General features: G+C 45.3%; 23 protein-coding genes and 2 pseudogenes. 17 read left to right on the top strand and 8 right to left on the bottom strand.

The annotated features are described in order from the left end of the window. Nucleotides 1-250: 250 nt before the first annotated feature. A pseudogene (locus tag ACLGGO_RS05195) lies at nucleotides 251-880 on the bottom strand (MotA/TolQ/ExbB proton channel family protein); the annotation flags it as partial. A 907-nt stretch (nucleotides 881-1787) separates the two neighbouring features. Between ACLGGO_RS05195 and ACLGGO_RS05190 the strand changes: the two are divergent. The 3 genes from ACLGGO_RS05190 to ACLGGO_RS05180 all read left to right on the top strand — a co-directional run bounded on the left by ACLGGO_RS05190 (nucleotide 1788) and on the right by ACLGGO_RS05180 (nucleotide 5562). Further along, nucleotides 1788-4622: a toll/interleukin-1 receptor domain-containing protein gene (locus ACLGGO_RS05190; protein WP_446418501.1), complete on the top strand. Its 2835-nt coding sequence runs from the start codon at nucleotides 1788-1790 to the stop codon at nucleotides 4620-4622. A gap of 158 nt (nucleotides 4623-4780) precedes the next feature. After that, nucleotides 4781-5083, top strand: coding sequence for a YkvA family protein (locus tag ACLGGO_RS05185; RefSeq protein WP_446349619.1), 303 nt, complete (start codon nucleotides 4781-4783; stop codon nucleotides 5081-5083). Nucleotides 5084-5289: 206 nt separating this feature from the next. Beyond that, nucleotides 5290-5562 carry a cupin domain-containing protein gene (locus tag ACLGGO_RS05180; protein ID WP_446418500.1) on the top strand — a complete coding sequence of 91 codons (273 nt, stop codon included), beginning with the start codon at nucleotides 5290-5292 and terminating at the stop codon, nucleotides 5560-5562. A gap of 407 nt (nucleotides 5563-5969) precedes the next feature. Here ACLGGO_RS05180 and ACLGGO_RS05175 read toward each other — a convergent pair. Then, nucleotides 5970-6050 (bottom strand): annotated as a pseudogene (locus tag ACLGGO_RS05175) (DUF4058 family protein); the annotation flags it as partial. A 259-nt stretch (nucleotides 6051-6309) separates the two neighbouring features. On the opposite strand from ACLGGO_RS05175, the gene ACLGGO_RS05170 reads away from it, so the two are divergent. Beyond that, on the top strand, nucleotides 6310-7050 hold the full coding sequence (locus ACLGGO_RS05170) for a DUF554 domain-containing protein (RefSeq protein WP_446418508.1): 741 nt from the start codon (nucleotides 6310-6312) through the stop codon (nucleotides 7048-7050). Here the strand turns inward: ACLGGO_RS05170 and ACLGGO_RS05165 are convergent. Next, on the bottom strand, nucleotides 7037-7327 hold the full coding sequence (locus ACLGGO_RS05165; RefSeq protein WP_446418499.1) for a DUF2470 domain-containing protein: 291 nt from the start codon (nucleotides 7325-7327) through the stop codon (nucleotides 7037-7039). The two genes, ACLGGO_RS05170 and ACLGGO_RS05165, sit on opposite strands and share 14 nt — an antisense overlap. 258 nt (nucleotides 7328-7585) lie before the next feature. Here ACLGGO_RS05165 and ACLGGO_RS05160 point away from each other — a divergent pair, with 258 nt between their 5' ends. From ACLGGO_RS05160 to ACLGGO_RS05105, 12 genes are all read left to right on the top strand, one after another. Further along, nucleotides 7586-8107, top strand: a complete 522-nt coding sequence (locus tag ACLGGO_RS05160) for an inorganic diphosphatase (RefSeq protein WP_446337868.1) — start codon at nucleotides 7586-7588, stop codon at nucleotides 8105-8107. 504 nt (nucleotides 8108-8611) lie between these two features. Beyond that, a complete protein-coding gene (locus ACLGGO_RS05155) occupies nucleotides 8612-9469 on the top strand; it encodes an MBL fold metallo-hydrolase (RefSeq protein WP_446418498.1) in 858 nt (285 codons plus the stop codon). Nucleotides 9470-10117: 648 nt separating this feature from the next. Continuing rightward, nucleotides 10118-12250: a ShlB/FhaC/HecB family hemolysin secretion/activation protein gene (locus tag ACLGGO_RS05150; RefSeq protein ID WP_446418497.1), complete on the top strand. Its 2133-nt coding sequence runs from the start codon at nucleotides 10118-10120 to the stop codon at nucleotides 12248-12250. A gap of 13 nt (nucleotides 12251-12263) precedes the next feature. Next, nucleotides 12264-13100, top strand: coding sequence for a sulfurtransferase (locus ACLGGO_RS05145; RefSeq protein WP_446418496.1), 837 nt, complete (start codon nucleotides 12264-12266; stop codon nucleotides 13098-13100). 615 nt (nucleotides 13101-13715) lie between these two features. Then, nucleotides 13716-14234, top strand: coding sequence for a LabA-like NYN domain-containing protein (locus ACLGGO_RS05140; RefSeq protein ID WP_446337864.1), 519 nt, complete (start codon nucleotides 13716-13718; stop codon nucleotides 14232-14234). 75 nt (nucleotides 14235-14309) lie between these two features. Further along, nucleotides 14310-15929 (top strand): 2-isopropylmalate synthase, encoded by a 1620-nt coding sequence (locus ACLGGO_RS05135; protein ID WP_446337863.1) that lies wholly within the window; start codon nucleotides 14310-14312, stop codon nucleotides 15927-15929. A gap of 157 nt (nucleotides 15930-16086) precedes the next feature. Next, the gene (locus tag ACLGGO_RS05130; protein WP_446337862.1) at nucleotides 16087-16722 is read left to right on the top strand and encodes a Uma2 family endonuclease; all 636 of its coding nucleotides are present in this window, start codon (nucleotides 16087-16089) and stop codon (nucleotides 16720-16722) included. Nucleotides 16723-16762: 40 nt separating this feature from the next. After that, nucleotides 16763-17623 (top strand): hypothetical protein, encoded by an 861-nt coding sequence (locus ACLGGO_RS05125; protein ID WP_446418495.1) that lies wholly within the window; start codon nucleotides 16763-16765, stop codon nucleotides 17621-17623. A gap of 159 nt (nucleotides 17624-17782) precedes the next feature. Then, entirely contained in the window at nucleotides 17783-18583 is an 801-nt protein-coding gene (locus ACLGGO_RS05120; RefSeq protein ID WP_446418494.1) for a class I SAM-dependent methyltransferase, read from the top strand. Between the two features lie 651 nt (nucleotides 18584-19234). Beyond that, the gene (locus ACLGGO_RS05115) at nucleotides 19235-20047 is read left to right on the top strand and encodes a carbon-nitrogen hydrolase family protein (protein WP_446418507.1); all 813 of its coding nucleotides are present in this window, start codon (nucleotides 19235-19237) and stop codon (nucleotides 20045-20047) included. Between the two features lie 124 nt (nucleotides 20048-20171). Then, on the top strand, nucleotides 20172-20876 hold the full coding sequence (locus ACLGGO_RS05110; protein WP_446337856.1) for a pentapeptide repeat-containing protein: 705 nt from the start codon (nucleotides 20172-20174) through the stop codon (nucleotides 20874-20876). A 91-nt stretch (nucleotides 20877-20967) separates the two neighbouring features. Further along, nucleotides 20968-21708 (top strand): pentapeptide repeat-containing protein, encoded by a 741-nt coding sequence (locus ACLGGO_RS05105; protein WP_446337855.1) that lies wholly within the window; start codon nucleotides 20968-20970, stop codon nucleotides 21706-21708. Nucleotides 21709-22155: 447 nt separating this feature from the next. Here the strand turns inward: ACLGGO_RS05105 and ACLGGO_RS05100 are convergent, their stop codons facing one another. The 3 genes from ACLGGO_RS05100 to ACLGGO_RS05090 all read right to left on the bottom strand — a co-directional run bounded on the left by ACLGGO_RS05100 (nucleotide 22156) and on the right by ACLGGO_RS05090 (nucleotide 24412). Next, complete coding sequence (locus ACLGGO_RS05100) at nucleotides 22156-22575, bottom strand: PP2C family protein-serine/threonine phosphatase (RefSeq protein WP_446418493.1); 420 nt, start codon at nucleotides 22573-22575, stop codon at nucleotides 22156-22158. Then, a complete protein-coding gene (locus tag ACLGGO_RS05095) occupies nucleotides 22523-23194 on the bottom strand; it encodes a CHASE3 domain-containing protein (RefSeq protein WP_446418492.1) in 672 nt (223 codons plus the stop codon). Before ACLGGO_RS05095 ends, ACLGGO_RS05100 begins: the two co-directional genes overlap by 53 nt. Before the next feature lie 102 nt (nucleotides 23195-23296). After that, nucleotides 23297-24412 (bottom strand): TRAP transporter substrate-binding protein, encoded by a 1116-nt coding sequence (locus tag ACLGGO_RS05090; RefSeq protein WP_446418491.1) that lies wholly within the window; start codon nucleotides 24410-24412, stop codon nucleotides 23297-23299. A 502-nt stretch (nucleotides 24413-24914) separates the two neighbouring features. On the opposite strand from ACLGGO_RS05090, the gene ACLGGO_RS05085 reads away from it, so the two are divergent. Next, the gene (locus tag ACLGGO_RS05085; protein ID WP_446418490.1) at nucleotides 24915-25247 is read left to right on the top strand and encodes a hypothetical protein; all 333 of its coding nucleotides are present in this window, start codon (nucleotides 24915-24917) and stop codon (nucleotides 25245-25247) included. Between the two features lie 64 nt (nucleotides 25248-25311). Here ACLGGO_RS05085 and ACLGGO_RS05080 read toward each other — a convergent pair whose 3' ends face one another. After that, the gene (locus ACLGGO_RS05080) at nucleotides 25312-26061 is read right to left on the bottom strand and encodes a Uma2 family endonuclease (protein WP_446418489.1); all 750 of its coding nucleotides are present in this window, start codon (nucleotides 26059-26061) and stop codon (nucleotides 25312-25314) included. 23 nt (nucleotides 26062-26084) lie between these two features. After that, entirely contained in the window at nucleotides 26085-26600 is a 516-nt protein-coding gene (locus tag ACLGGO_RS05075; protein ID WP_446418488.1) for a hypothetical protein, read from the bottom strand. Between the last annotated feature and the right edge of the window lie 45 nt (nucleotides 26601-26645).

Here is a 26645-nt window from a genome sequence, read left to right as displayed (position 1 = left end):
CGACGGGAGTGCGATCGCTGTGGGGGACTTGAGGATTGTCTGGGGAAAGCTGTTCGTCTTGGTTTGTTTTAGCATTAGCGACAGGAGTGCGATCGGGTTGTGCCGATGAAACCTGATCATCCTGCTTTGGCGGCTGCTTCTGCTTGGATCGGGGTTTGGGAAGTGAAGTCGGGGGTTGGGGTACTTCAAAACTCTCTTGGTAAACGTTAATGGTATGGTCTTGGAGGGTATCGCTCATCACTTGATCACTATCCTCAGCCTGTAACCAATCTTGGCGATACAGTAATTCCAACTCTGTCCCCGCTTTACGGAAAATTTTGACTTGGTTAAACCAAAAGGCTTGAAACAGTCGATAAAATGCCAAACTGGTAATTGCAATAATCAGTCCTGTCGCGGTACTAATCAGCGCTTCGCCGATTCCCAACGTTACCCCAGCGGTGGAGGCTGTACCTAGTTGATCAATAGTAATTGAGCCTAATGAGTTAATTAAACCGAGTACCGTTCCCAGCAATCCCAACAGAGGAGACAGCGCAATCACCGCTTCTAATAGCTTATCGCCGCGCCGCATCGCCGCTAACTCATCATCAGCCGCCCCTTCTAAAGCTAAGCGGAATAATTCAGGTTCTGGGCTGATCAGGCGTAGGGGAGCATATAAATATCGTCCCACGGGTTGTCGCCGCGATTTCATCGCGATTTCTCTAGCCACCTGCCAGTTTTGAGCGCCTGCATCCAGCACCCGATTGACGATTTCCTCTTGTTTCAAGAGGATTCCCGCCCAAAACCAGAGTCGCTCAAAAATTGTACCAACTGCTAGGATCGAAAGCCCTAACAGGGGCCACATGGCGATTCCGCCCTTTTCAATAACCGCAACAATATCCATATCGGTTCTCAACCTCCCTTGATTGCTAAGTATAATTGTCTTTGCTAAAATGCAAGCCACTCCAATTCTAGGGATTTATCGCCGCTTGCAAAGAGGTTGATTAATTTTCGCGGCTAGAGCGCGGGATTCGGGAGAGACGGGTGGCGATGTGGCAACTGTCTCAATACGGTTCGGTTAAGGGGTCTAGAGACGCGCTTTTGAAGCGTCTGGGAGATGGGGAAGAAAACATTCAATCAATTGTTATTGTCAATAGTGGCAAAATTCTCGTAGTGCGAGCATCTTGCTCGCTACTCACTTTAAATTAAATGGCACTGAAAACTTGCATTTTTTAATCGCCGAAACTCTTTATATACCGTAGGGTGGGCAATGCTCACCAGCCTTAACTTAGTACCATTCAACCTAAATTTTTGCACAAAATGTTCTTACAGGTTAGGCATGTGCGATCGCTCCGGCTTGTAGTAAGGAACCTTAGCCCTAGAGTTCGTTGGGTTGAGCGAAGTCGAAACCCAACCTACAACCTATTCTACGATTGTAGCTGTGTCAGTTCACTACTGCCGTGGCACAGCTAAAATGATGGGATGGATTTTACGGTTTTGGACGCACGTCTGTGCGGTAAAAGGGCGCACGTCTGTCACCCGTGTCAACTTAAGAGGAAACGCAAACTAAGTGAGCCTTTGAATCTCGTTGCCTTAAAAATAACCCCCCTTAATCCCCCCGGTGCTTTGGGGGGAAATGCTCCTTTCCGGTTCCCTCCCCTTATAAAGGGGAGGGTTAGGGTGGGGTTAGCATCAAGGTATTGCTTTCGTTCGTCCTCCACCCAATTCGGTGTGTCACGCTACGACAACGGTGGCATACTCCACATTCATAGCTGTATTCCTGATGTTTAGCTAGGGACAGATACCAGAAAATGACAACATTATTTGATGCCTTTATCTCCTACGGACGAGCCGATAGTAAACCCTTCGCTCAAAACCTGCAATCCCGTCTCACTGCACAAGGGTTTAACGTCTGGTTTGACTTCAATGATATTCCCCTAGCCGTAGACTTTCAGAATCAAATTGATGATGGCATCGAAAAAGCCAGTCATTTCCTATTTATCATTTCTCCTCATTCCGTCAACTCTCCCTATTGCCTAAAAGAAATTGAACTGGCGATTAAACTGAATAAACGGATTATTCCTATATTACACGTTATGGGAATTAGCCAGGAAACCTGGCAGCAGCGTAATCCCAATGGTACAGAGGAAGAGTGGGAAGCGTATAAAGAAAAGGGATTGCACGAAAGCTATCAAAATATGCACCCAACAATCCGTAAACTCAACTGGGTGTATTTTCAGGAGGGGGTAAACGATTTTGAAGCATCCTTAGCCGACTTAGTAAAATTACTCCGTTCTCATTCCGACTATGTAGAACAACATACCCGTTTTCTAGCCAAAGCATTGGAATGGGAGAGGAATCAAAAGCAACATCGTTGGCTATTAGTGGGCGCAGAGAGACAACAGGCAGAAGCTTGGTTAAAGGTACGATTTAAGGATGAACAACCGCCTTGTCTTCCCACTGACTTACATTGCGAATACATCACCGAAAGTATCAAAAATGCCAATAACTTGATGACACAGTTGGTTATTGCCTACAGCGATGTAGATAAGGCGACGATGGAAAAGATTCGTCGCAGTTTAAGGCGAGAAAGTATTACCGTTTGGACAAATACAACCGATATCCACACAGGAGAAGCCTTTGAGGAGGCGATTAGACGGGGAATTGAACAGGCGGATAACTTAGTGTATCTCCTTTCACCCGACTCCGTAAACTCAACCTACTGTCAACAAGAATTAGACTTGGCGGTATCACTGCACAAGCGGATTATTCCGGTATTGGTACGGGAAACACCAGTGGAACAAATCCCACCCGCGCTACAGAGATTACAGTATATTGACCTCACCGATAATGTAAAGGAAGAGGATTATCGGCTTGATGAAAGTCAGTTATTACGGATTCTGAATCAGGATGAGGCTTATTATCGAGAGCATAAGATTTTACTGACTAAAGCGCTGAAGTGGAAAGAGCAATACCAAAATCCTAGTATTCTGCTACGAGGCTATAACTTACGCAGTGCTGAAGCGTGGTTAAAGGTAGCACAAAAAAGGACACAACATCTACCCACCGCCTTACAGGAAGAATTCATTACTGAAAGTCTACGACAACCGCCATTAGAATCACTGGATGTGTTTATCTCTTATTCCCGTGCGGACTCAGACTTGGCGAGAAAGCTAAATGATGCATTACAGATGCAAGGAAAAACGACGTGGTTTGACCAGGAAAGTATTGCGTCGGGGAGTGACTTTCATCATGAGATTCAGGCAGGGATTAAAGCCTGTGATAACTTTTTGTTTATTCTTTCACCCCGTTCGATAAAATCACCATACTGTGCTGATGAGGTAGACTATGCAGCCAGTTTAAATAAGCGGTTTATCACCGTATTACATCAGCCAGTAGACTCGGCAGATTTGCATCCAGAATTAGCTAAGATTCAGTGGATTGATTTCAATCAGAATCAACGGGAATTTAATGCCAATTTCAATCAATTGATCAGAGCCTTAGATACCGATAGAGAACACGTTCGCCTGCATAGCAAATGGTCACAGCGGGCGCTGGAGTGGCAGCAGCATGATAAAAGTGATGATTTGTTGTTGCGGGGAAATGAATTAGCCATTGCTCAAGACTGGTTACAGGAAACGAATCAAAGCCGGAAAAAGCCTACAGCAACCAACTTGCAAAACGCATTTATTGAAGCAAGTATAGCGGCGAAAGAGGCTCATTTGCATCAAGAAGAAAGTCGCCGTAAACGAGAACTTAAACAAGCTCGCCGAATTATAGTTGTATCGGTTACTGCCTTGATTGGGTTGATTGGTTTAACCAGCTTGGCTGTAGTCCAGTGGCGGGAATCCGAACAAAGGATGGCAGGTCAAATTGATGCGTTAAGCCGCTTTTCCCAGATATTGGTTAAGTCAAATCTGAAATTAGATGCTCTGATTGAAGGGATTCGGGCAGGAGAGCTATTCAAAGAATCAAATTCAGAAAAATTGGAGATTAAGCGGCGAATTAATCAAACCTTGCAGACGGTAATTTATGACGACAGCGTTAGAGAGCGGAATCGACTAACTGGTCATGAAGAACCAGTCATTAGCGTAGTGTTCAGCCCAGATGGAAACACGATTGCTTCTGCTAGTTATGATAAAACAGTCAGGTTGTGGAATCGAGAAGGTGAACTTCTCCACAGTCTTTCTGGTCATGAAGAACCAGTCATTAGCGTAGTGTTCAGCCCAGATGGAAACACGATTGCTTCTGCTAGTTTAGATAAAACAGTCAGGTTGTGGAATCGAGAAGGTGAACTTCTCCACATTCTTTCTGGTCATGAAGAAACAGTCGGGAGGGTAGTGTTCAGCCCAGATGGAAACACCATTGCTTCTGCTAGTTTAGATAAAACAGTCAGGTTGTGGAATCGAGAAGGTGAACTTCTCCACAGTCTTTCTGGTCATGAAGCATCGGTCTATATCGTAGTGTTCAGCCCAGATGGAAAGACGATTGCTTCTGCTAGTGAAGATAAAACAGTCAGGTTGTGGAATTTAGAGGATTTAACCCTAGATGCACTCATGCATAGAGCCTGTGATTGGGTTGAGGATTATCTAAAATCCAACGCCCCAGAGAGCGATAAGTTTCTGTGTGATGAGGTTAAACAGTAACAAAGCGCGATTCCCATCATCCCCAGCAAATCCCAATCCCATCAAACTCTCCCCCTCACGTCAGCAGGTGTAAGTTCTGCACCTGAACAGGTGGGTTATCCCCATAGAGGTTCCGGGATGAATTTGGCAAGATGAAAGGTAGCTGTCGGGGAAAACTGATGAATAATTTTTCAATCCAATCCATTTATAACTGGTATCGTAACGCGGTTCGCAATCCTAAATACCGTTGGTGGATAGTCTTAGGGACTCTCCTTTACGTGTTTAGTCCCATTGATATCGCCCCAGACTTTATTCCAATTGTCGGACAAATTGATGATGTCGTCGTGCTGACGCTGCTGGTGTCTGAGATGTCGCAGTGGTTGATTGATTTGGTTAAATCTCGCCAAGCGGGAATCGTCACCGAAGAAACCAGTACCACACCGGAAGCTACGGTAGATGTGAAATCCGTTTCTGTCGAATAGCCCATCCTGTACGGCTTGTAGTAGGGAACCTTAATCCCTATCTTTGGTTGGGTTTCCTGGCGTCAACCCAACCTACTGGCTTGGCACAACTAAAATAAACCTTTGTTTGTAGTAAGCACTTTAGTGCTTTAACGCCTAGCTTGAGAGGGCTTTAGCCCTCACTACGAACTCAATCTATTCGACAATTTTAGCTGTTTCAGTTCACCATGGACTATTCTACCGTTAAAAACGACTGGCAAAACCGAGGCTTTAGTTGTGGGATTTGGACGGATTCACCGGGACAGGTGTGGGCAGATTATGTCCACGATACGGATGAACTGGTGATGCTTTTGGAAGGAGACATTGAGTTATCGTTTCAAGGGAAAACATTTCGTCCCCAAGTCGGAGAGGAAGTGCTGATTCCGGCAAAAGAATCTCATACGGTAAGAAATGTGGGGGATAGGACGAGTCGTTGGTACTACGGTTATAAGCGAGGGTAGGGGAAATTCATGAAGCTTTGGTTTTACTTAAGGTGAAAAACTCACATTGGTAACCTTTTGGGTTGTGTACCCTCACGGTAATCTGACTTGTTAAATAAACTCACGAAACCGACGAATCGGGGCGGGTTTAGTTACATCTGGGTGCAACCGAAAAGAGAGTAGTAAAACCCGCCCCTACACATTTACGTGCCAGACCAGACTCTTCAGGTCTCCCCCTTTTTAAGGGGGACGGAAGGGGGATCTCAAGGGGGACGGGAGGGGGTTCACAAATTGACAATGGATAATGAACAATGGATAATGACCTCTCCTTAAAAGAAGAGGATTGAAATTAAGGAAAATCTTTTTTAATTTCTTCGTAAACGAAGAGGTCTTAGACCCAATTAATCAATTGTCAATTATCAATTATTAATTATCCATTGATTATGTACTTCTGGCCAAAATGCCGGATTTTCTAAATAAGGATTCATGCCGGGAAAGGGAGAAGCCATAGAACACTCCTTGAGCCAAGATGGATTAAATACTATATTAGATGAGGTTTGTAGTAAGGACCTTAGCCCTGAGATTGACTAACTTGTGCGTTTGTTGTTAGCGTTCAAGTTATTATGGGGGAGCATGGAGTGTGAAAACACAAAATGTTTCAGCTAACCCGTTGGTGTTGGGTTTCGTCCCTCAACCCAACCTACTTGCTAATGGTTAATGTATTAAATTAAGTCTGCTACGCCACTATTAACGTTGACAGTTAATGTTTTGCTGACTGATTTCTTTGCCAAGACAAGCGGCACTTGGATAAATGTGATAACGGTAGCTATTGGCACAACTGTAGGGTTGTTACTTAAACACCGTTTACCTAAACCCATGCAACAAATTATCACCCAAGGGGTAGGACTTCTCACCCTATTTCTGGGTGTTACCATGGCGGCGAGTATGACTCAGGTGCAAGCAGGGCGCATTGATGGTGTGGTGTTAGCGCTGATTAGTATTGTGTTGGGGGGATTACTGGGAGAATGGTGGCAAATTGAAGCCAGACTGCACTCAGTGGGAAATTGGCTAAAACGTCGGTTTCGAGGAAGTGGTGCTTTCACGGAAGGATTTGTGGCGGCTAGCTTATTGTTTTGTGTCGGTCCAATGACGTTGCTGGGGAGTCTGAATAATGGCTTAACGGGTGACGATACCTTACTGACACTCAAAGCCGTGATGGATGGAATCGCCGCGATCGCACTTTCGAGTAGTTTTGGAATTGGCGTCGGTTTTTCGATTGTTGTGATTCTCGTCTATCAGGGCGGAATCTCTCTAGTGGCGGGAGTCTTGGCGCAAGCAATCCCTGATCCCGCCAGTGATCCCCGAATTCTCCTGATTACCGGGGTGGGGGGATTAATGATTTTGGGGACGGGAATCAACCTGTTACAGTTGACCCACATCCGTGTTGCGTCCTTTTTACCCGCCTTGGTAGCCGCTCCGTTAATTTATCACGTCGCTAGGTTGATTTAGCCGCACCTCTGGCTTGCTTCACCATGTCAATTAAGGTGTGGTGAGCGTCTTCAGAGTCTTTGAGGGTGTGATCAAACTCAATGCGTAAGGGAACCGACTCACCCTGACGTTGGGCGATTAAATTCATTCCTGTCGCATCAATGGACTGCATTTGAGCCGACTCAGTATCGGGAGAGTTCCCGAATGTGCGGGCGTAAAGCGCGATCGCCTCAGCATGATCATCATTCATGTGCTTACAGATGCGATCGCTCACTTGTTGGGTAAACTGTTCAGACATGACTCTTATTGGTTCGGATACTATAAATCTGATGCTACCGGACTTAATATAACTCTGTCTGTTGCAATACTGTTACTGTTGCCTTTTCCTACTTGTCTGGGAGATAAAAATCCTTAAGCTAAGGCGGAGATTGACCCTCTTCGCTTAGAATGCTACACGGGGGTTTTTCAACCGTCGATACGGGACGATTGAACCTTGTAACTTAGCCTTGGATAGCTAGGTTTCCCCCATCTGCTGTGTCGCTTACACAATTTTGTCATGGATTTATCACGGATTCCAAGTCAACCCAAACCGGGACTGATCAACGTTTTAATTGAAATTCCCGCCGGGAGTAAAAACAAGTACGAGTACGACAAAGATCTACAAGCCTTCGCCCTTGACCGGGTTTTATATTCCTCGGTGCAATACCCTTATGATTACGGCTTTATCCCGAACACCTTAGCCGATGACGGCGATCCACTCGATGGTATGGTGATCATGGATCAGCCAACCTTTCCCGGTTGTGTCATTACCGCCCGACCCATTGGTATGCTAGAGATGATTGACTCTGGCGATCGCGACGAAAAAATCCTCTGTGTTCCTGACAAAGATCCACGCTATGCTAAAGTGAAATCGCTCAAAGATGTTGCTGAGCATCGGTTGGATGAAATTGCTGAATTTTTCAAGACTTACAAAAATCTCGAAAAAAAAGTCACGGAAATTCTAGGCTGGAAGGATATCAAGGACGTTATGCCACTGGTGGAGAAGTGTATCGCCGCCGGTAACAAGTCTGGTAGATAGTCAAGCCGGTAGTTGAGGTACTCCCACCCTGGAAAGCGGTGGGATTCACCATTAAGGGTTCATGGTTTACAACCCTAAACAATCAAGGAGGAATTATGAACCAAGTTCTATCCCTCCTATCCCATCGCCGCAAGTCCCTCAGCTTACCGCTGCTCTTTGTGACAGAACTCACAAGCCAATTCCACCAAGCACGCTAAAATTAACAGACTTGAGAGAAACTTCCTGATCAAAATAAGGGTGCTAGAAAATTCAACCTAGGGGAAAGGCGGAAATTCATAGCTTTTGTACAAGTTTTCCCTAGGTTATTTTCTCTAAAAATACCGTTATTGCCTCCGTGGACGCAAAAGCCTTAGCGACTACCTCACCCAAAGTGTCCCTATCTGAGTATCATATAGTGGAAATTGCTGGGTGTGAAGCTCGGCTAAGGGCAGCTCATTTAATCGAACGATGGCAGATTCTGATCCAGCGTCACCCAGCCCCCGCACATTTAATGCTATAGCCAACATGGTAACTGGCCCTACCGTCAATTTTGTTGTCCAATTTTGGGGCGTTCGAGGTAAAGTTTCGGCTCCAGGGAAAGAAACGGTACGCTATGGTGGCAATACCTCCTGTATAGAAATGCGTGTCGGCTCTAAACGCCTGATTTTCGATGGGGGGAGTGGTTTGCGGCTTCTCGGCAACCATTTACTCAGCCAAATGCCCCTAGAAGCCTACATCTTCTTCACTCATTGCCACTGGGACAGTATTCAGGGATTTCCCTTTTTTACACCTGCCTTTATTCCCGGCAATTGTTTCCACATCTATGGCGCAAGGGCGACTAATGGAGACTCAATCGAAAAGCGCCTAGGTGGGCAAATGTTAGCGCCTAATTTTCCCGTTCCACTTCAGGTCATGCAATCGGAGCTAAAATTTTACGAATTGGGTTCGAGTCATAAAATCACCGTGGATGATCTAGTCGTTGAAGCGGTTTTACTTAACCCGGCATCCAGTTCAATGGGCTACCGTGTCACCTGGAAAGGTCATTCTGCCGTCTACGCGATCGCTCATTCCCAATCGCCGGATCGATTGGATCACAATTTGTTACACTTAGCCCGCCATGCTGACTTGCTCATTTTGGATGCCCCGTGTAATATTCGTGCAGATGATTTTCTCAAGCCTTCGCCCCTAGACTGGCAAGACCAACTCTGGCAAACCGGTATGGCAACAGCTAAGGCAGCAGGAGTTAAGCGGGTTGTTATGTCTCACTACCATCCTGACCATGATGATGATTTTCTTGACTGGATGGAATCCCAACTAAAATCTGTCTTTCCCAATGATGTATTAGCTCGTGAGGGTATGATTGTACCAGTTTGTTCAGTTTAAAACGTTTTGACACTCTAACCCAAATACGCTATTATAAAATGAAACTATTATTTATATTTGATTCAAGAATCTTAGTCAAATATCTCACTGAAGTTATTCCGAAATCAGAAAAGAAAATCAAAGGAAACTTCAAAGATTTGCCGACATTTGAACAGGTCTAATTAAAAGCTTCATCAGATCAGGGGTTTAACTGAACTCGCTCCAATTCTCACCCGTCTACAGGGTGGGAAGGGTTAGGAAGTCAGGGGATTAACACCCTCTACTTTTATTTTCAAGTATTGTTGACTAATTCTTGTTAGCTTTTTCTTTCTACAAGGTGGGGTAGTTCATTAGCCAGTAAGCTATCACGCACGCATTTAAATTGGGAATGGGTAGCGAGCAAGATGCTCGAATTACAACGATGAGAGCAGTTGTTGACATTAAGGTTTAAATGCCGAACAGCTTAGTAAGAGTAACATCGCTAAAAAGAAACAGTCCTGCTACGCCCAAATCCCACTATTCCAGGGGTTTACCGCAGGAATCACAGGATGAATGAGAATAGGTTTATAATTCTTGCCATGCCATACTAGGATTTTGTCAAACCGATGATTATCTTTCAATGATTGCTTTACCAACTTCCTCGATAATCAGCCTCTTTATTTTTGATAAATGAACAATATGATTGGTGTAGAGTCCAACGGGCAAATTCTATTCACCTCTATAGCAACATTGTCAGCAGTGTTATGGCTAACTCCCTCGGTAAACGCTCAAAATCTGCCTATCTCCACAAACGCTAAAGCCTCAATCAAGACGTCCTTGTCTCCAGTCTTACCTCACCCTGAACACCTAAACTATTTATCGAGAACAATTGAGGAAGAAAAGACAGAAGGCTCCACGAAGGCAGAGGACACAGGACACAGGGCACAAGGGAAGGTAGAAGAAAATGATAACCGTTTAGACGGACATGAGATCACCCATTCAAAACTCAGTCGGGGCGGGTTTAGTCACATCGGGGTAAAGGAAGAAACGAGAGTCATGAAACCCGCCCCGAAAGACGCGCCATGGCACATCTCTACACTCAGAACTCAACACTTGCCCCTCTACCTCACTCAAATTCCTGATCGCACGACTCCTGGGGAGAGTCCCTCAATTCCTGAACTGCCTCCGCCTCAAGACATTGAGCCACCGCCTCCCTCTAGGCTGCCAGAAGCCACACCGTCTCCTACATTACCCCCCCCAGAACAGCTTCTAGAATCCCCTCAATTAACACCGACAACGCCTGAGACGCCTGAGGGTGTCACTCAAGACCAAATTACGGTGAAAAATTTTGAATTTATCGGCAATACAGCATTTAGTGATGAACAGTTAGCCGAAGTGACAGCGGAGTTTACTAATCGCCCGATTACCTTTGCGGAACTCTTAAATGCCAGAACTGCCATCACCCAGTTATACGTAAACAACGGCTATGCTACATCCGGTGCCTTCATTCCACCTCAATCCCTAAACCAGGATACCGTCACTATTGAAATTGTCGAAGGCGGAATCGAAGAGATTCAGGTGAATGGACTTCGCCGCCTGCGTCCCAACTACGTGCGATCGCGTATTGCTGTCGCTAATCCCAAACCCCTCAACGTGCCGCATTTACTCGAATCCCTACGTCTTTTGCAGCTTGATCCCCTCATCGAAAATATCTCGGCTGAACTCTCGACCGGTTCTGGACCCGGTACCAGTTTACTCATCGTCGATATTATCGAAGCCAACACCTGGAGTTACCAACTCGTTGCCAACAATGGGCGTTCCCCCAGTGTAGGTAGCTTCCGGCGCGGGGCTTCCATAACTCAAGCCAACTTACTCGGATTCGGCGATGGCGTAACCCTCAGCTATACCAATACCGATGGTAGCGATGAGATTGAATTTAACTACGCCCTACCCGTGAATCCGCGTAATGGCACGGTTAGCTTTAGCTTTAGCAACACCTCCAGCGAGATTATTGAAGATCCATTTAACTTTCTTGATATCCAATCCGACTCAACCAGTTTTGACCTCACATTTCGTCAACCCCTCCTGGAAACACCAACCCAGGAATTCGCAGTGGGTTTAACCGCCTCTCGACGCAATACAAAAACTGTTTTCTTAGAAGACTTAATAGGAGAAGAAGTTGGTTTTCCTTCATTGGGTGCTGATGAGGATGGGCGCATCCGAGTTTCAGCCCTGCGATTCTTTCAAGAGTGGACTAAACGAGGGGCGAGGGAAGTCTTTGCCCTACGCTCTCAGTTTAATGTAGGTCTGGGTGTCTTTAATGCCACAGTCAACGATGATGCGCCTGATAGTCACTTCTTTTCCTGGCGGGGTCAAACCCAGTGGGTAAGACTCTTAGCCCCAGATACATTACTGGTGCTTCGCGGTGACATTCAACTAGCCGCTCAAGACTTGTTACCTGTGGAGCAGTATGGTTTAGGGGGTCAAGGGAGTGTACGCGGCTATCGCCAAGATATTCGACTCACTGATAATGGCGCCTTTGCTTCAGCCGAGGTGCGGCTGCCCATTTTACGCATTCCTGAGTGGGATGGTGTTTTACAGGTGACTCCCTTTGTGGATGTTGGCACAACCTGGAATAACGGCGAGATAGACGCTCCTAACCCGAGCAGTTTGGCGGCTCTGGGTTTGGGACTACAATGGCAACAAGGCGATCGCATCACCGCTCGCTTAGACTGGGGGATTCCCTTAATTTCTGTTGAGTCCGAGGATAATACCTGGCAAGAAAATGGCGTATATTTTTCGATAACGATTAACCCATTTTAAGTGATGTCATCTAATGAGTGATCATCCTTTGATTATTTCCAGCCAATTCCTAAAAGAACACCTTGATGATCCGCAAGTGGTGATCATCGATTGTCGTTTTGCCCTTGCCGATCCGCAACAGGGATATCAACAGTATCAGACGAGTCACATTCCGGGAGCGCATTACTTGGATTTGAACCAAGATCTTTCTGCTCCCGTAGAACGTCATGGAGGGCGTCATCCCTTACCTGAGTCCAACCAGATTGCCCAAAAACTTGCCGCGATAGGAGTCAGATTCGGTGAAACCTTAGTCGTGGCTTATGATGATTCCCGTTGTGCTTTTGCGGCGCGTCTGTGGTGGTTACTGCGTTACCTGGGACACGATCGCGTCGCGGTATTGGATGGTGGCTGGGGAGCATGGCAATCCCAAGGTTATCCGGTAACTGATGCTCTACTAACCCCTCAACCTGGGCAGTTTGTGCCGCAAGTGCGATCCGAGTGGGTGGTTGATATCAATGCGGTCAAAGCCCGGAAAGATTTACCAGACGTCGCTTTAGTCGATTCACGGGCACGCGATCGCTATTCAGGAGAGCATGAACCCATTGACCCAATTGCAGGTCATATCCCTGGTGCAATTAATTACCCTTGGCAAGAGGTAACTAATGCTCAAGGCTATCTACACTCCCCTGATCAGCAAAAACAACGATGGAATGATGTCCAGGATAAACCGGAGATCATTGTCTATTGTGGGTCTGGAGTCACCGCCTGCGTGAATCTCTTATCCTTGGAATTAGCCGGAATGGCAAGGGGTAAGCTTTATGCTGGAAGTTGGAGCGACTGGTGTTCCTACTTAAGAGAAACCTCTGGGTGAAGCTTCCTTGAACAGCCAACGGGGTAGGTTGGGTCAACGCTTTCCAATGACATGTTAGAAGGCAACTTGGTATGCTCCTCACTTCCAGACGTAGCAGGCTAAGTCTTTACAACCACCAAGATAGAGTTCCATCTCTCGTCTAGGCGTGACTTTCCTTGTACCCCACGGTAGAATTGTGCTTATATCAGTATGTTTATGGAAAATCACGTAATGGTATCACACTTGTTAAGTTAAATTCAAGCAAGTTTGCTGTTACTGGCGGTTCATCCCCAACTAACTCTGATCGGGTATAGTTGGGGATGAATCGCCGAATTCGATAAAGTACATCTACAGCGAATGGGCTGGTGTTATCCTCAAGCCTGAGGATAGCTTGAAGATAGCTCCCTGTCTACGTCCTATAGAGTCGCTAAGGTTTAAGAAAGCAAACAGAGATCTAGCGACATGAGTTTCTTTACTAAGAGATTGAACTTGGAGGTGAGAGAGTAAGAAAATTTAGATAGCGCTAAAAAGCTTAGGAATTACGCCGACAGACTAACTATCAGTCAATATTTAGATTAAAATTGCTAAAATAAGAAGTTCACTTAAATTTCCCAAAAATATTAGGTCTGAGTTTATATGCCTTGCTCTATGAACCGTATTTCTATTTTTGTTGATGGGAACAATATGTTCTATGCTCAACAAAAAAATGGCTGGTTCTTTGATCCGAAGCGGGTCTTAGAACATTTTAAAAAAGAACCTCATATTGTTCTGGTTAATGCATTTTGGTACACCGGATTAAAAGATCCTCAAGATCAGCGAGGGTTTAGAGATGCCCTGATTAGTCTGGGTTACACAGTCAGAACTAAAATTTTAAAAGAGTATTATGATGATAGTTCAGGTCGTTATTCCCAAAAAGCTAATCTTGATATAGAAATTGTTGTTGATATGTTTAATACAGTAGAACAGTATGATCGAGTTATTCTCTTTAGTGGAGATGGTGATTTTGAACGGGCGATCGAATTGCTGCGTTCAAAGAATACTCATATTACAGTCGTATCGACTGAAGGGATGATTGCCAGAGAATTAAGAAATGCTACGGATCGGTATATTGATTTAAATGAAATTCGTGATCAGATCGAGAAAGTAGATTCTTAATTAAAGACAGATACAAACTAACCCTTATCCTTTGACCCATTAAAAATTGACAACTTTATGACCGGAGAGAATCGAATGAACAAGCAACCCAATCGAATTATTATTTTCGATACTACGCTTCGTGATGGCGAACAATGTCCCGGAGCCACCTTAAACGTAGAGGAGAAACTGACGATCGCACGGCAACTAGCACGACTCGGTGTTGATGTGATTGAAGCGGGGTTCCCTTATGCCAGTGCGGGTGACTTCGACGCCGTGCAAAAGATTGCCAAAACTGTAGGTATCGAGTCGGGACCGACAATTTGTGGGTTAGCCAGAGCCACCCGTCAGGATATCGAAGCGGCGGCGAAAGCCCTCAAACCCGCCGCCAATGCCCGAATTCATACATTTATTGCCACATCCGATATTCATCTCAACTATAAACTGAAAAAGACCAGACCGGAGGTTGTCGCGATCGCAGAAGAAATGGTGGCGTATGCCAAATCATTTGTCGAGGATGTGGAGTTTTCCCCCGAAGATGCAGGGCGTTCTGATCCAGAGTTTTTGTACGAGGTGTTAGAACGTGCGATCGCGGCGGGGGCGACAACGGTGAATATTCCCGATACCGTAGGCTACACCACCCCGAGTGAGTTTGGCGCATTGATTCGCGGGATTACAGAAAACGTCCCTAATATTGACCAAGCCATTATCTCCGTTCACGGTCACAATGACCTAGGATTAGCCGTTGCCAACTTCCTCGAAGCCGTGAAAAATGGGGCGCGACAGTTAGAATGCACGATTAATGGTATTGGCGAACGGGCAGGAAATGCGGCCCTAGAAGAACTCGTCATGGCATTACACGTCCGGCGGCAATTTTACAACCCCTATTTGGGACGTCCTCCTGAGTCAGAGGAGTCCTTAACAAATATTGACACGCGCCAGATTTACAAAACCTCGCGGTTAGTATCTAATTTGACGGGAATGTTAGTGCAACCAAATAAGGCAATTGTTGGCGCAAATGCTTTTGCTCACGAATCGGGTATTCACCAAGATGGCGTCCTAAAAAATAAGCTGACTTACGAAATAATGGATGCCAAGTTAATCGGTTTAACCGATAATCAGATTGTCTTGGGTAAGCATTCAGGGCGCAACGCCTTCCGCACTCGTCTCAAGGAATTAGGGTTTGATCTGTCTGAGACAGAGTTGAATAAAGCCTTTGTCCGCTTTAAAGAAGTGGCGGATAAGAAAAAAGACGTATCCGATTGGGATTTAGAGGCGCTGGTTAACGACGAAATCCGCCAAGTTCCCGAACTATTCCATCTAGAATTAGTCCAGGTATCCTGTGGGGATCATGCCAGTCCGACTGCTACGGTAACCTTACGCACTCCCGAAGGTGAGGAACTGATGGATGCGGCGATTGGTACCGGTCCAGTGGATGCGGTGTATAAAGCGATTAACCGCGTGGTGAATGTCCCCAATGAACTGATTGAGTATTCGGTGCAGTCAGTAACAGCCGGGATTGACGCCCTAGGGGAAGTTACCATTCGCCTGCGTTATAACAGTCGAGTTTTTTCCGGTCATGCTGCCAATACCGATATTATTGTGGCATCAGCCCAAGCTTATGTGAATGCCCTGAACCGACTCTATGGTTGGTTACAGGGACAACATCAGGACGAGAGCGATCGCGAGACCGATAAAGCGGTAGCCTCAGTTTAATCCATCCTTACCAGATCCCTGACTTCTTAAAGACGTCGGGGATCTAATTTATAATCCAGTCCGCGCAGGCGGACGAAAGTTTGTGTAGCAGCGATTTTAATCGCCGTGGCTTCAGTGGATTTGGTATCATCAATTGCATGGATTGGAGCAAAATAGCTTGAGTGTCACTATTCCCATTCGCGCCATTAAACTAACTCCAGGTAGCACCATTCAGATTTCTGATATATCGTGGCAAGACTTTGAACAAATTCTGGCAGAGTTAGGGGAACAACGTAACACCCGCATCGCCTACTACCAAGGTATTCTCTCGATCATGTCCCCTTTAGCCATTCATGAACGTCCCCATCGCATCATTGCCGATATTGTTAAAACAATCTTAGATAGCCAGGAGCGTGATTGGGAGGACTTTGGTTCAACAACCTTCAAACGCCCAGTTATTGCTGGTGTTGAACCCGATACCTGTCTCTATATCCAGAACGCTAACCGTGTCCAAGGTTGCACGATTATGGATTTGGACATTTACCCACCTCCTGATCTGGCTATTGAGTGTGATGTCACTTCAAAAACCACCCTTGACGCCTACGCCGCTTTACAAGTCCCAGAAGTTTGGATTTATCGCCATCATCAGCTTAGGATTTATATTTTCCACAATGGGGACTATAGTCTCTCAACAGAAACAGCCATCTTTCCTGATATGTCGATTACCGAACTAATTCCCCCATTGGTGCAACAAGCCATTGAACAAGGAACCAGTCGGATGCTGCGGGAATTGAGACGAAAACTGCGTCGATAACATTATAGAAAGAAACTCAGATCTTGCACTCGCGATCGCGATGATTCAATCCATTCCATTCTCTGTTGTATCAGGATACCGTCCCCAGGCTGAAGACACCAGTGTAGAAACAGATAAGCTGACGTTTCACTTGCTCCGACAACGAACACCGGGCGAACGGTTGAAAATGGCAGCATCGCTGACAAAGAGCGCCCGTAAGCTTTCGTTGTGTTCTCTGAGCCAACAATTTGCACATCTTTCCCCAACCCAGTTCGCCCAAAAAATTGCCAGAGCGTGGTTACAAGAACATTGTCCTCCTAATTACATTCCCACCGTCAAGTCAGAAATGTGGATTCAGGATTCGGTACAGTTAGCGGTTAAAGTTCATCCCATTTTTACTGCATTGTCCATTCCCTATTACATCACGGGTGGGGTAGCAGCAATCGCTTACGGTGAACCCCGCACAACACAGGATTTAGATTTGGTAATCGGAATTTCTCCGACTGATATTGATCGCCTTACCGACGCCCTCAGCGAGTGTGGTTTTTATGTTCCTGGTGTTGATGATGTAAAATTGGGTCGGATGAGAACCCTACAAATTACCGATATGGAGAGCATTAGCCGTGCTGATTTACTGATAACCGGAACAGAGGAATTTGATCGCCTGAAGTTTGAGCGCCGACGGGTGATTGAGTTTGAAAACACGATGCTTTATTTTGCTTCTCCTGAAGATGTTATTTTAAGTAAACTAATATGGAGACAGAGTTCAGGTTCGGAAAAACAATGGCGTGATGTCTTGGGAGTTCTCAAGGTACAAGGGGAACAACTTGATTTCGATTATTTATGGGAGTGGGCTGAAAATCTGGGTTTAACACTTGATCTAGACCGAGCCTTTACCGAAGCTGGCTTGTTTGGTTTTTGAGCTTCAGTGGTTTCCTGATTTTTTTCTTTCTTTTTAGGGCGCGATCGTATCCGAGGAGGAAGTATTACCAGCCATAAGCTACACTCAGAATAATCGTGCAAATTATTGTACAATTGCCATTAATTACCTAACCGTCTCTCCCCAACCCTTACCGACAAGATGATTGACGAAACTCTCAATAAAGAACGCCAGTTTCATGATACCTGGGCAGCCGCCATTGATGTCGATGGTATTCGCGTGGCTGACTATTTTGAAGCCTGTACTGCTCCCGAAAACCGATTTATTCTGCAACAACTCGGCGATATTCGCGGTAAACGTCTCTTAGACTTAGGCTGTGGTGCAGGTGAAAATAGCGTTTACTTTGCACAAAAAGGAGCGAATTGTGTCGCCGCTGACTATTCACCCGGAATGGTAGAGGTGGCGCTAAAATTAGCGGCGGCTAACGGCGTTAAAATTGAGGGGCATACAGCGAATGCTATGGCGCTGGATTTTGCCGATAATACGTTTGATATTGTTTATGCTTCCAATTTATTGCACCATATTCCCAATCCCAAAATCGCACTAAAGGAAATGCACCGTATCCTCAAACCCGGAGGAAAAGCCTGTTTTTGGGACCCGCTAAAACATAATCCTGTGATTAATGTCTATCGGCGTATGGCGACTGAGGTGCGTACTGATGATGAAATGCCGTTGGATATTAATATTATCAAGGTGGTTAAGTCTCTGTTTTCCAAAACAACCTATGATACCTTTTGGCTGGCAAGCCTTTGGATTTTCTTGCGATTCTATTTAATTGAAAAGGTTAATCCCAATAAAGAACGTTACTGGAAAAAGATTATTATTGAACATGAACGATTGAGTCCGACTTATCGGCAGTTGGAGATAATCGATCAGAGTCTGAAAAAGATTCCTTTGATAAAGCGGTTGGCGTGGAATATCGCTGTTGTAGCGACTAAATAATGGTATAACTCATAAAAAAGTTCGCTCTTGATACGGTGCATTTAGTTTGGCAAAAATTGTCGGTTATGTATCTTGTTCGCTTGCCAAATTATCAAACAGCAATTCAGTAATCGAACTCAACTAAAGAATTTTAGCATTAGCTGCCCAAATTTTTTTAGCGCTTGTTGAGTAATTTCACAAATTAGATTCATGCCTTCTTGTCCTCCTTTAGGTATCTGTTGAAGATAAGCTGGGATTGTATCACCAACTGTATCTAAATCTATGATGGCACTGCCATGGCAACCCAGGATTGCTACCGAAAAAGACGTACTCCTTAAGAGTTTGTTTCAATGGTTTACCAATACAACCCACGTTCTTGATTAAAGATTAATTTTAATTACACAAAGGCTTGACTTAGTTGACAAACGCCTAATCTTTATAGTTAGTAAAATAGCTAAATCATTCCAGTTTGGGTATCCTTCTGAAGAAAGAATTAATCTAAATTAGCTGTAACCCAAGGGCGGGGGATGGGTCAAACCTAACCTAAGAGCCAGTTCCCCTCCACGCGATCGCTTCGGGTGCGTCCAGAATTGATATGGCTGTGAAAGGCGTTGCCTGGTATAGTTAATGGCAAAAACTAAAACGATAGAATCATTATCTATTCCTGCTACCATGAAGTCTTACCTTGCCGCTGCTGTGCAAATGACAAGCCTGCCTGACCTAGAGAAGAATCTGGTTGAGGCAGAAACACTGATTGAACTGGCGGTGCGCCAAGGCGCCCAGCTAATTACCTTACCGGAAAACTTCTCGTTCCTTGGTAAAGAAGAAGACAAAGTGGCACAAGCTCAGGCGATCGCCCTCCAGAGTGAAAAGTTCCTCAAAACCATGGCACAGCGCTTCCAAGTCACTCTGCTTGGGGGAGGATTTCCTGTGCCTGTGGACAATACAAAAGTTTACAACACCGCCTTACTCATCGATCCCAATGGCGTCGAACTGATGCGTTATCAAAAAGTTCACTTATTCGATGTGAATGTCCCCGATGGCAACACCTATCAAGAATCGAGTACGGTGATGGCTGGGGATCAACTGCCATCGGTTTGTTACTCCGAAACACTGGGCAACTTGGGACTATCGGTGTGCTATGATGTTCGCTTCCCAGAACTTTACCGTCATTTAGCTGATAAAGGGGCGGACATTTTGTTTGTTCCGGCTGCTTTCACTGCGTATACGGGAAAAGATCATTGGCAAGTCCTACTCCAAGCACGAGCCATTGAAAACACCTGTTATGTGATTGCACCCGCTCAAACGGGACGTCATTACGCGATGCGTAAAACCCACGGTCATGCCATGATTGTTGACCCTTGGGGGGTGATTTTAGCCGATGCTGGCGATAAACCCGGTGTCGCGATCGCAGAAATTAATCCGACTCGCCTGGAACAAGTTCGTCGCCAGATGCCATCTCTAGAACATCGGGTTTTTATGTGATTGGTCATTGGTCATTTGTCCTTTATCATTTGTCCTTTGTTTTTTGGATGTGTGACCACAGAGGGATTAGACAACGAGTTTTGCCGTAAAAAATTGTTAAGTCTAAATTTACAACATAAAACCTATGGATGCTACAGAAATTCGGTCGCGTTATGCCGCAGGTGAAAGAAATTTTCGCAGTGTCAATCTGATCGGTGCTGACCTAAACCAAGCTGACCTGAGTTATTGTGACTTGAGCGGTGCTAACCTGAGCGAGGCTAATTTACAGGGTGCCAATCTCACCGGTGCGGATCTAATTTTTACCAGCCTCAGCGATGCGGATTTGAGGGGTGCGAACCTGAGCGAGGCAAACTTGATTGGCGCGAAATTGGGTGTTGCCAACTTGAGTGAGGCAAACCTAATCGGTGCCAACTTAATTAGTGCCGAACTCAGTGGTGCTAACCTCAAGAGTGCCAGCCTGAGTCGCGCTTATCTGAGTGATGCGAGTTTAATTAAGGTTAACCTGAGCGATGCTAACTTAAGCGGTGCTAATCTAAGTATTACCAATCTCATCGGAGCGGATCTCAGTGGTGCTAATCTAATTAGTGCTGATCTCAATGGGGCTAACTTGATTGAAGCCAATCTTAGTGGTGCCAATTTAAGTGAAGCCAAATTGTATCGAGCCAACCTAGCTCATGCCAAGCTAAATGGAGCATTATTGTGTCATGCAGATCTACGCGACGCCAACTTAGCTGGCGCGGATTTGACCGATGCCAATCTAGATCAAGCTAAGCTAGAAGGAACCCTGATCAGTTTGACTGGAGATTCCCAAACCAGTTCCGTGAGATAGGATTCCGGTATCCTCTGGTTCGTGCTAGAACCTAGCATTGGGAAAAGCTAGTTCAAGCTGAATTCCCAAGACACAAAACCTACCTACACCTATGGATGCAAACGAATTTCGGTCACGTTATGCAGCAGGAGAGCGAAGTTTCCAGAATGTTGACCTGCGTGATGCCGACTTGCGTGATGCTGACTTGCGCGATGCTGACTTACGGGGGGCTGACCTCATGGGTGCTGACCTGCGTAATGCTGACCTCAGTGATGCTAACTTACGAGATGCCAAACTGATTGGAGCGGATCTCAGTAAAGCTGACTTGATTATTGCCACGCTCAGTAATGCCGATCTCAGAGATGCTAACCTCAAAGATGCGAATTTAATTGGCAGCAAACTTGGCGTTGCTAACCTGCGGTATGCCAATCTCAATGGCGCTAACTTGAGTGGGGCTGAACTGAGTTGTGCGGATATGAGTCATAGCAGCCTGATGATTGCTTACCTGAGCGGCGCTAACCTGATCAAAGCGAATTTGAGTGATGCTGATCTCACAGGCGCTAATCTCAGTATCACCAACATGATTGGAGTCAATCTCAGCAATGCTAACCTGAGTGGAGTTAACTTGAGTGGAGCGAACCTGATTGAAGCCAATCTCACACAAGCTAAGTTAAATGGAGCGAATTTAGGTCGGTCTAATTTAGCCTACGCCAAGCTAACGGCGGCGATTTTAAAAAATGCTGATTTAAGCGACGCAAATTTAGCTGGGACAGACTTGACAAATGTCCAACTTGATAGTACCAAACTAGAAGGGACAATCCTTGAAGTCACCTCTTTAAACTTAGTGGAATAAAACAAATGTAGAGACGTTTCATGGAACGTCTCTACACTCTTATTGGTTTTCAAATTAAATTGACACCAATAGAAAATTCCGTTCGCTTCACCTACTTAGCTGAAAACATTGACATCCTCCCCCGGCTAAAGAGCGCGGGGGATTCCTCACCACGCCACCTTTTTAGGGGTGGTCGCTGATTGGGGTTGACGCTTCGCTGAAGGTTGCCTCCAAATGAGGTCTTACACCCTCTCCACGTCCGTTTATAGTCTCGGAATGCCCTCCCGCGACTTGTATTTACATTACCACAATAGTAGAACGTTATCCGAATTATTTGACTGGCGAATTTATTCGCTACCTAGACGGTTCGCTCGGTTTCATCTCCCAGCTAAAGAGCGTGGGAGCCTTCACCCATCGCTTTTCCGGTAAGTCGAACATTCCCGCAAAGGAGATGGGGGGGTATCCCATTTATTGTTGTTTGAGCACTAGCAATGTAATATCATCAAACACTTTTTGCTGACCAATGTGTCGCCGTACATCATCAATCACCGCCAGCTTAATCTCCTCCGCCGACTGTTGCCAATTTTGACGCACCACCTGACAAAGCTTTTCTATCCCATACTGAATATGGTTTATATTTTCAGCTTCCGTAATCCCATCCGTATAAAGAACAATACCATCACCTGGATTGAGCTGTACTAGGGTATGATGAATAAATTCGGAAATTTCATGCTCCAAACCAATGGGAAACCCTAAATCTATGGTGTCAATGCGTTCTATTTTACCACCCTCTCGCACCACAATGGTTTCTTCATGTTGACCACTTATACTGACTTTACCCTGGGCATAATTGAGAATCGCTAAGGTGAGATTTTTGTCGGAGTTCATCCGTACATACGGTTAAAGGAGTCAGCAAGTTCGCCTGTTGATCATCGAGCATTTCTTCTATCTCTCGCTGAATAATAATAATCGGTTTTTTCCCTCGGCTATCCAAGAGTTTTAAGGCGGGTTGATTTTCCAGCAAGTTGTCTCGCAGAGCGATTAACTGATCGGGGAGTTCCGACCAAACCTGATACGTTTGTTTCAGTTTACTGACGCGATCGCGAATGTCAGAGGCGGAGTGGTTCGCCAGCGCCTCCATTTGGCCTAAATCCGCTTCAAACCGCTGTCTCGATTGTTGGTAACGGTAGCGGTACTCCGGATCTCCCGTTGCTACATAAGCTCGCACCTGGGATAACATTTTCAGCAAATTTGCCTGGGCTTGAGCGGAGGCGAGAACGGTAGGAACTCTAATAGTCTGGGTTCGATTAATATTAACTTGAGCCTCTCGACCCCCCAAATAATTTCGCCCAATGACCAGAAACGTCATTACAATTAAAACACCAAAGGTAATATTTAATTTTTGTCCAATTTTTTGATTACGGAGCTGAGCGGCTAGTTTCCGACGGTTAGCTTGAACTCGATGATTCAATAATTTAGCTTTAAAAGCGTTCAGTCTGGAACTCACCGTGTTAACCTCACCCCATGTCATCGGGTTGAAATGATACTGATTTTAAATTTTACATTTTAGCATTTTTTACAGGGGGTAATCCCAAATAAATCATTAATTTTAAATAAAATCTTTAAGCATAAACTGCTCTAGACTAAATTCATTGATCCGATTCCACTGATAAATCTTACTTCGGAAAGCTTTCCATTTATCGTATACGTCTTTAAAAATTACATCTTGACGAGCATTTTCTTCCAAAAGGTCAACACTCACTTGATACGCCCCTTGTAATATTTCTCGACTGTAGGCTTTCAATTCGGTTCCGCCCTCAACTAACCGTTTCAGTGCTTCTCCATTCGCCGCATCCAAGGCGGCTAACATGGTCAAACTTGTTTCCGTCGCCGCCGCTTGAAAAATTTGCTGATAGGCTTTCGGTAAATTTTGCCATTGCTGGCGACTCACCAGAATATCTTCACTCGCTCCCGGTTCCCACCACCCTGGATAATAGTAATAGTGAGCTACACGGTGTAGTCCTAGCTGCTCATCATCATGAGGATTTCGCCATTCTGCTGCCTCAATTTTACCCACCTTTAGCGCCGCCAAAATTTCATCACCTCCTAACACAGTCACCTTCGCGCCAAAGCGGCTGAGAATTTGCGCTCCCCATCCAGGAATGCGAATTTTAAGTCCTTCAAAGTCAGCCAAACTCTTCATTTCTTTGTTGAACCATCCACCCATTTGGATACCCACAGAACCAGCCGGGAATGCGATCATGCCAAAATCAGCATAGAGCTGATGCATTATCTCTAAACCGCCCCCATAATGTAGCCAAGCATTTTGTTGATACGCGGTTAGTCCAAAGGGAACAGAGATGCTAAATATTAAGGTTGGATTTTTGTCAAGATAGTAAAGAGCTGTTGTATGACCGCACTCAACCGTTCCCGCTTTAACCGCATCAAAAACCTGTAATGGGGGCACAATTTCACCCGCAGGATAGGGAATAATCACAAACTGTCCATTCGTCGCCGCCTTCACTCGTTGACAAAGTTCTTCAACCGCGCCAAAGGTAATATCACTTTTGAGCCAACTGGTTGCCATGCGCCATTGAATCGCAGGTTGAGTTGGTGTAGAACTAGAAGTTGTTCTATCAGGTTGAGGTGTAAGTTGAGTTGATGTTACTGTGGTAAAACCCGCCGTTCCTAGCACAGCTTTTTGGCAGAAGTTTCGGCGCTTCATCGTTATATATTAATTGATTTTAAACTTAGAGCTTATACTATCCAATGGTAAGCTAATTTTAATATAGTAATTTATGGTTTGATGCGATACCTTGATCAGGGCGCAAGCCTTGCGCCCCTACATTGTGGTATACCTAACACGCTTGGGAACTGCTATATCGCCAGGAAATAAATTCCCGCGTCAAAGCTAAAGTAACCTAAAGCTGATTAAATTATGCCTTTTAACCCGTTTTAACGGGTTTTAGCTTTTAGCCTGTTCGCGAAGCGTTCTCCAAGAGTACTTTAGTTCAAGGCTTAAATCTTGAAGAAAACAGCTTAACTTTAGATCCTCAAACAGGAGTCATCAAAGACAGTGCGATCGCGTGACGTTAGCTGTATAAGCTAATTGCTCTTTTTATAACCGTTTCGGCTTTTCCAGGCTGAGGGTGAATGTTACGTATAATTGGTGAGCAAAAGACTCTTAAGTAAAGACATGACTACAGTTGCTATTTTGCCAGTATCCGATGCAAGCGGTGAGAGGCAATACCCGAGCGATCGCAGGTGATAAGCAATCCACAGGTAAAACCGCAGGTGAAGCGCTAGATGCGTTTACCGCCCAGTTAGAAGGTGGTGAATTGGGTACCCTACTGATTCTCCAAAGCTTTCGTCCTGACTGGTTTTTTAGTGAATTTGAGCAACAGCGTTTATCTGAGTTGATGAATCGCTGGCGAACAGCACGCGATCAGGGACAGATGCTACCTCCGGAACAACAAGCGGAGCTAGATAGTCTTGTCGAGGCTGAATTGAAAGCCGCCACAGCCCGAACCACCGCTTTGATGCAGCAACTGAACCAATGAATCCCTTCTATAGTAAGTGATGCTCCCGATTATGGCGAGTACAGCGCAACTACAAACCTAACAGCTATTCCAACTCATCAGGATCAACCCCTAACTCCCGCAATCGTGCAGCCAACCGTTCCGCCCTTTCCTGTGCCATAACCGCTTCCTCTTCCGGCGTTAAAATTAATTCTCCCTCAAGCGTCATCCACCGCAACCACAGACGGTTAATCCCCCGAAAACTCCCCTGCCATAGTCCTAAACTTAACTCTAACTCCGGCACCAATAACCGATTATCAATGAGGTTCACTGGTGCGTAATGACCCCCGACTAAATGAAACGCTTGTAATTCATTGGTATAACGACTAAAAACAACTGAGTAAGGAATCCGTAAAATCTGCTCATACACTTGCCACTTTGTCGGCGGATTTCCGGGGGTTTGCACTTTGCGCCCCAAATCTTCTTCTTGTGTACCGGGCGATAATAATTCCACCACCACAAATGGATTTACCTCTTCTTGCCAAACCACGTAACTTAACCGTAAATCCTGCCCTTCATACAACCGAGGTACACCCACCACTCCAAACCAATCCGGACGCTTGTACCACTGTGGATGGGTAACACTATAGTAAAGATTCAAATCACAAGCAGAAAAGACTAACTCCGGATTCCAGTTAGCGGGTTGAAATGTCAGAAACAACAATAAAGGTTGTAAAAAATGAAACTCGTCTGGCAATCCAGGTTCCTCCGGGTTATCACTCGGTAAATCATACATCGTCGGTAGGGTTTGCCGAGGTGAAAGGGGTGGATCAGATTGAGCTGGAAGCTGAACCATGGTGATTTATTGGGAGTTTTCTTTTAGGGATTAGTTTTAGGGTAGCACCCAATACTACTCCCTGAATTGCCAGCGGGAAATCCGATGATATTAAACTCGGAAAAAATCTTTTGCAAAGCGTCTAACCCTTTACCTTGGTAAAGCCAAGCATTTTGCTGTTGAGCGTTTAAACCAAAAGGAAGGGTAGTGCCAAAGGCTAGAGCGGGACTTTTCTGAAAGGAGTAGAATGTATTTGTGTGACAACATTCAACAGTTCCGGCGGAAACGGCATCAAATACTTCTAGGGGTGGGGCTAAATCACCACCTGCATAGGGGGTTATCGTAAAGCGCCCCTCCGTCATCGTGCTAACCGAGCGACATAATGTTTCAATCCCCTCAAACAAGATTTCAAAATAACGATCCCAACTTGTTGCCATGCGCCAATTAATGATAGGTTGAGTTTGTGTTGATAGGATTGGAGGTGTTTGTTTACGGCAGGCGTTGAGACTAGACCCAACGGCACCGATTGTTGTAAACTTAAGGATATTTCGGCGTTTCATAACCTAATTATATTTTTAAAATAAGTAATTTTAATGATAAATCAT

Source organism: Coleofasciculus sp. (assembly GCF_046565525.1).
GTDB lineage: Bacteria > Cyanobacteriota > Cyanobacteriia > Cyanobacteriales > Coleofasciculaceae > Coleofasciculus.
This window is presented reverse-complemented; position numbering and strand designations above follow the sequence as displayed.

Bases quoted from the DNA above. Each gene is read 5' to 3' on its own strand.
- ACLGGO_RS05190 (WP_446418501.1), top strand. From the start codon at position 1,788: ATGACAACATTATTTGATGCCTTTATCTCCTACGGACGAGCCGATAGT.
- ACLGGO_RS05185 (WP_446349619.1), top strand. From the start codon at position 4,781: ATGAATAATTTTTCAATCCAATCCATTTATAACTGGTATCGTAACGCG.
- ACLGGO_RS05180 (WP_446418500.1), top strand. From the start codon at position 5,290: ATGGACTATTCTACCGTTAAAAACGACTGGCAAAACCGAGGCTTTAGT.
- ACLGGO_RS05165 (WP_446418499.1), bottom strand. From the start codon at position 7,327: ATGTCTGAACAGTTTACCCAACAAGTGAGCGATCGCATCTGTAAGCAC.
- ACLGGO_RS05160 (WP_446337868.1), top strand. From the start codon at position 7,586: ATGGATTTATCACGGATTCCAAGTCAACCCAAACCGGGACTGATCAAC.
- ACLGGO_RS05155 (WP_446418498.1), top strand. From the start codon at position 8,612: ATGGTAACTGGCCCTACCGTCAATTTTGTTGTCCAATTTTGGGGCGTT.
- ACLGGO_RS05150 (WP_446418497.1), top strand. From the start codon at position 10,118: ATGAACAATATGATTGGTGTAGAGTCCAACGGGCAAATTCTATTCACC.
- ACLGGO_RS05145 (WP_446418496.1), top strand. From the start codon at position 12,264: ATGAGTGATCATCCTTTGATTATTTCCAGCCAATTCCTAAAAGAACAC.
- ACLGGO_RS05140 (WP_446337864.1), top strand. From the start codon at position 13,716: ATGCCTTGCTCTATGAACCGTATTTCTATTTTTGTTGATGGGAACAAT.
- ACLGGO_RS05135 (WP_446337863.1), top strand. From the start codon at position 14,310: ATGAACAAGCAACCCAATCGAATTATTATTTTCGATACTACGCTTCGT.
- ACLGGO_RS05125 (WP_446418495.1), top strand. From the start codon at position 16,763: ATGATTCAATCCATTCCATTCTCTGTTGTATCAGGATACCGTCCCCAG.
- ACLGGO_RS05120 (WP_446418494.1), top strand. From the start codon at position 17,783: ATGATTGACGAAACTCTCAATAAAGAACGCCAGTTTCATGATACCTGG.
- ACLGGO_RS05115 (WP_446418507.1), top strand. From the start codon at position 19,235: ATGAAGTCTTACCTTGCCGCTGCTGTGCAAATGACAAGCCTGCCTGAC.
- ACLGGO_RS05110 (WP_446337856.1), top strand. From the start codon at position 20,172: ATGGATGCTACAGAAATTCGGTCGCGTTATGCCGCAGGTGAAAGAAAT.
- ACLGGO_RS05105 (WP_446337855.1), top strand. From the start codon at position 20,968: ATGGATGCAAACGAATTTCGGTCACGTTATGCAGCAGGAGAGCGAAGT.
- ACLGGO_RS05100 (WP_446418493.1), bottom strand. From the start codon at position 22,575: ATGAACTCCGACAAAAATCTCACCTTAGCGATTCTCAATTATGCCCAG.
- ACLGGO_RS05090 (WP_446418491.1), bottom strand. From the start codon at position 24,412: ATGAAGCGCCGAAACTTCTGCCAAAAAGCTGTGCTAGGAACGGCGGGT.
- ACLGGO_RS05085 (WP_446418490.1), top strand. From the start codon at position 24,915: ATGCAAGCGGTGAGAGGCAATACCCGAGCGATCGCAGGTGATAAGCAA.
- ACLGGO_RS05080 (WP_446418489.1), bottom strand. From the start codon at position 26,061: ATGGTTCAGCTTCCAGCTCAATCTGATCCACCCCTTTCACCTCGGCAA.
- ACLGGO_RS05075 (WP_446418488.1), bottom strand. From the start codon at position 26,600: ATGAAACGCCGAAATATCCTTAAGTTTACAACAATCGGTGCCGTTGGG.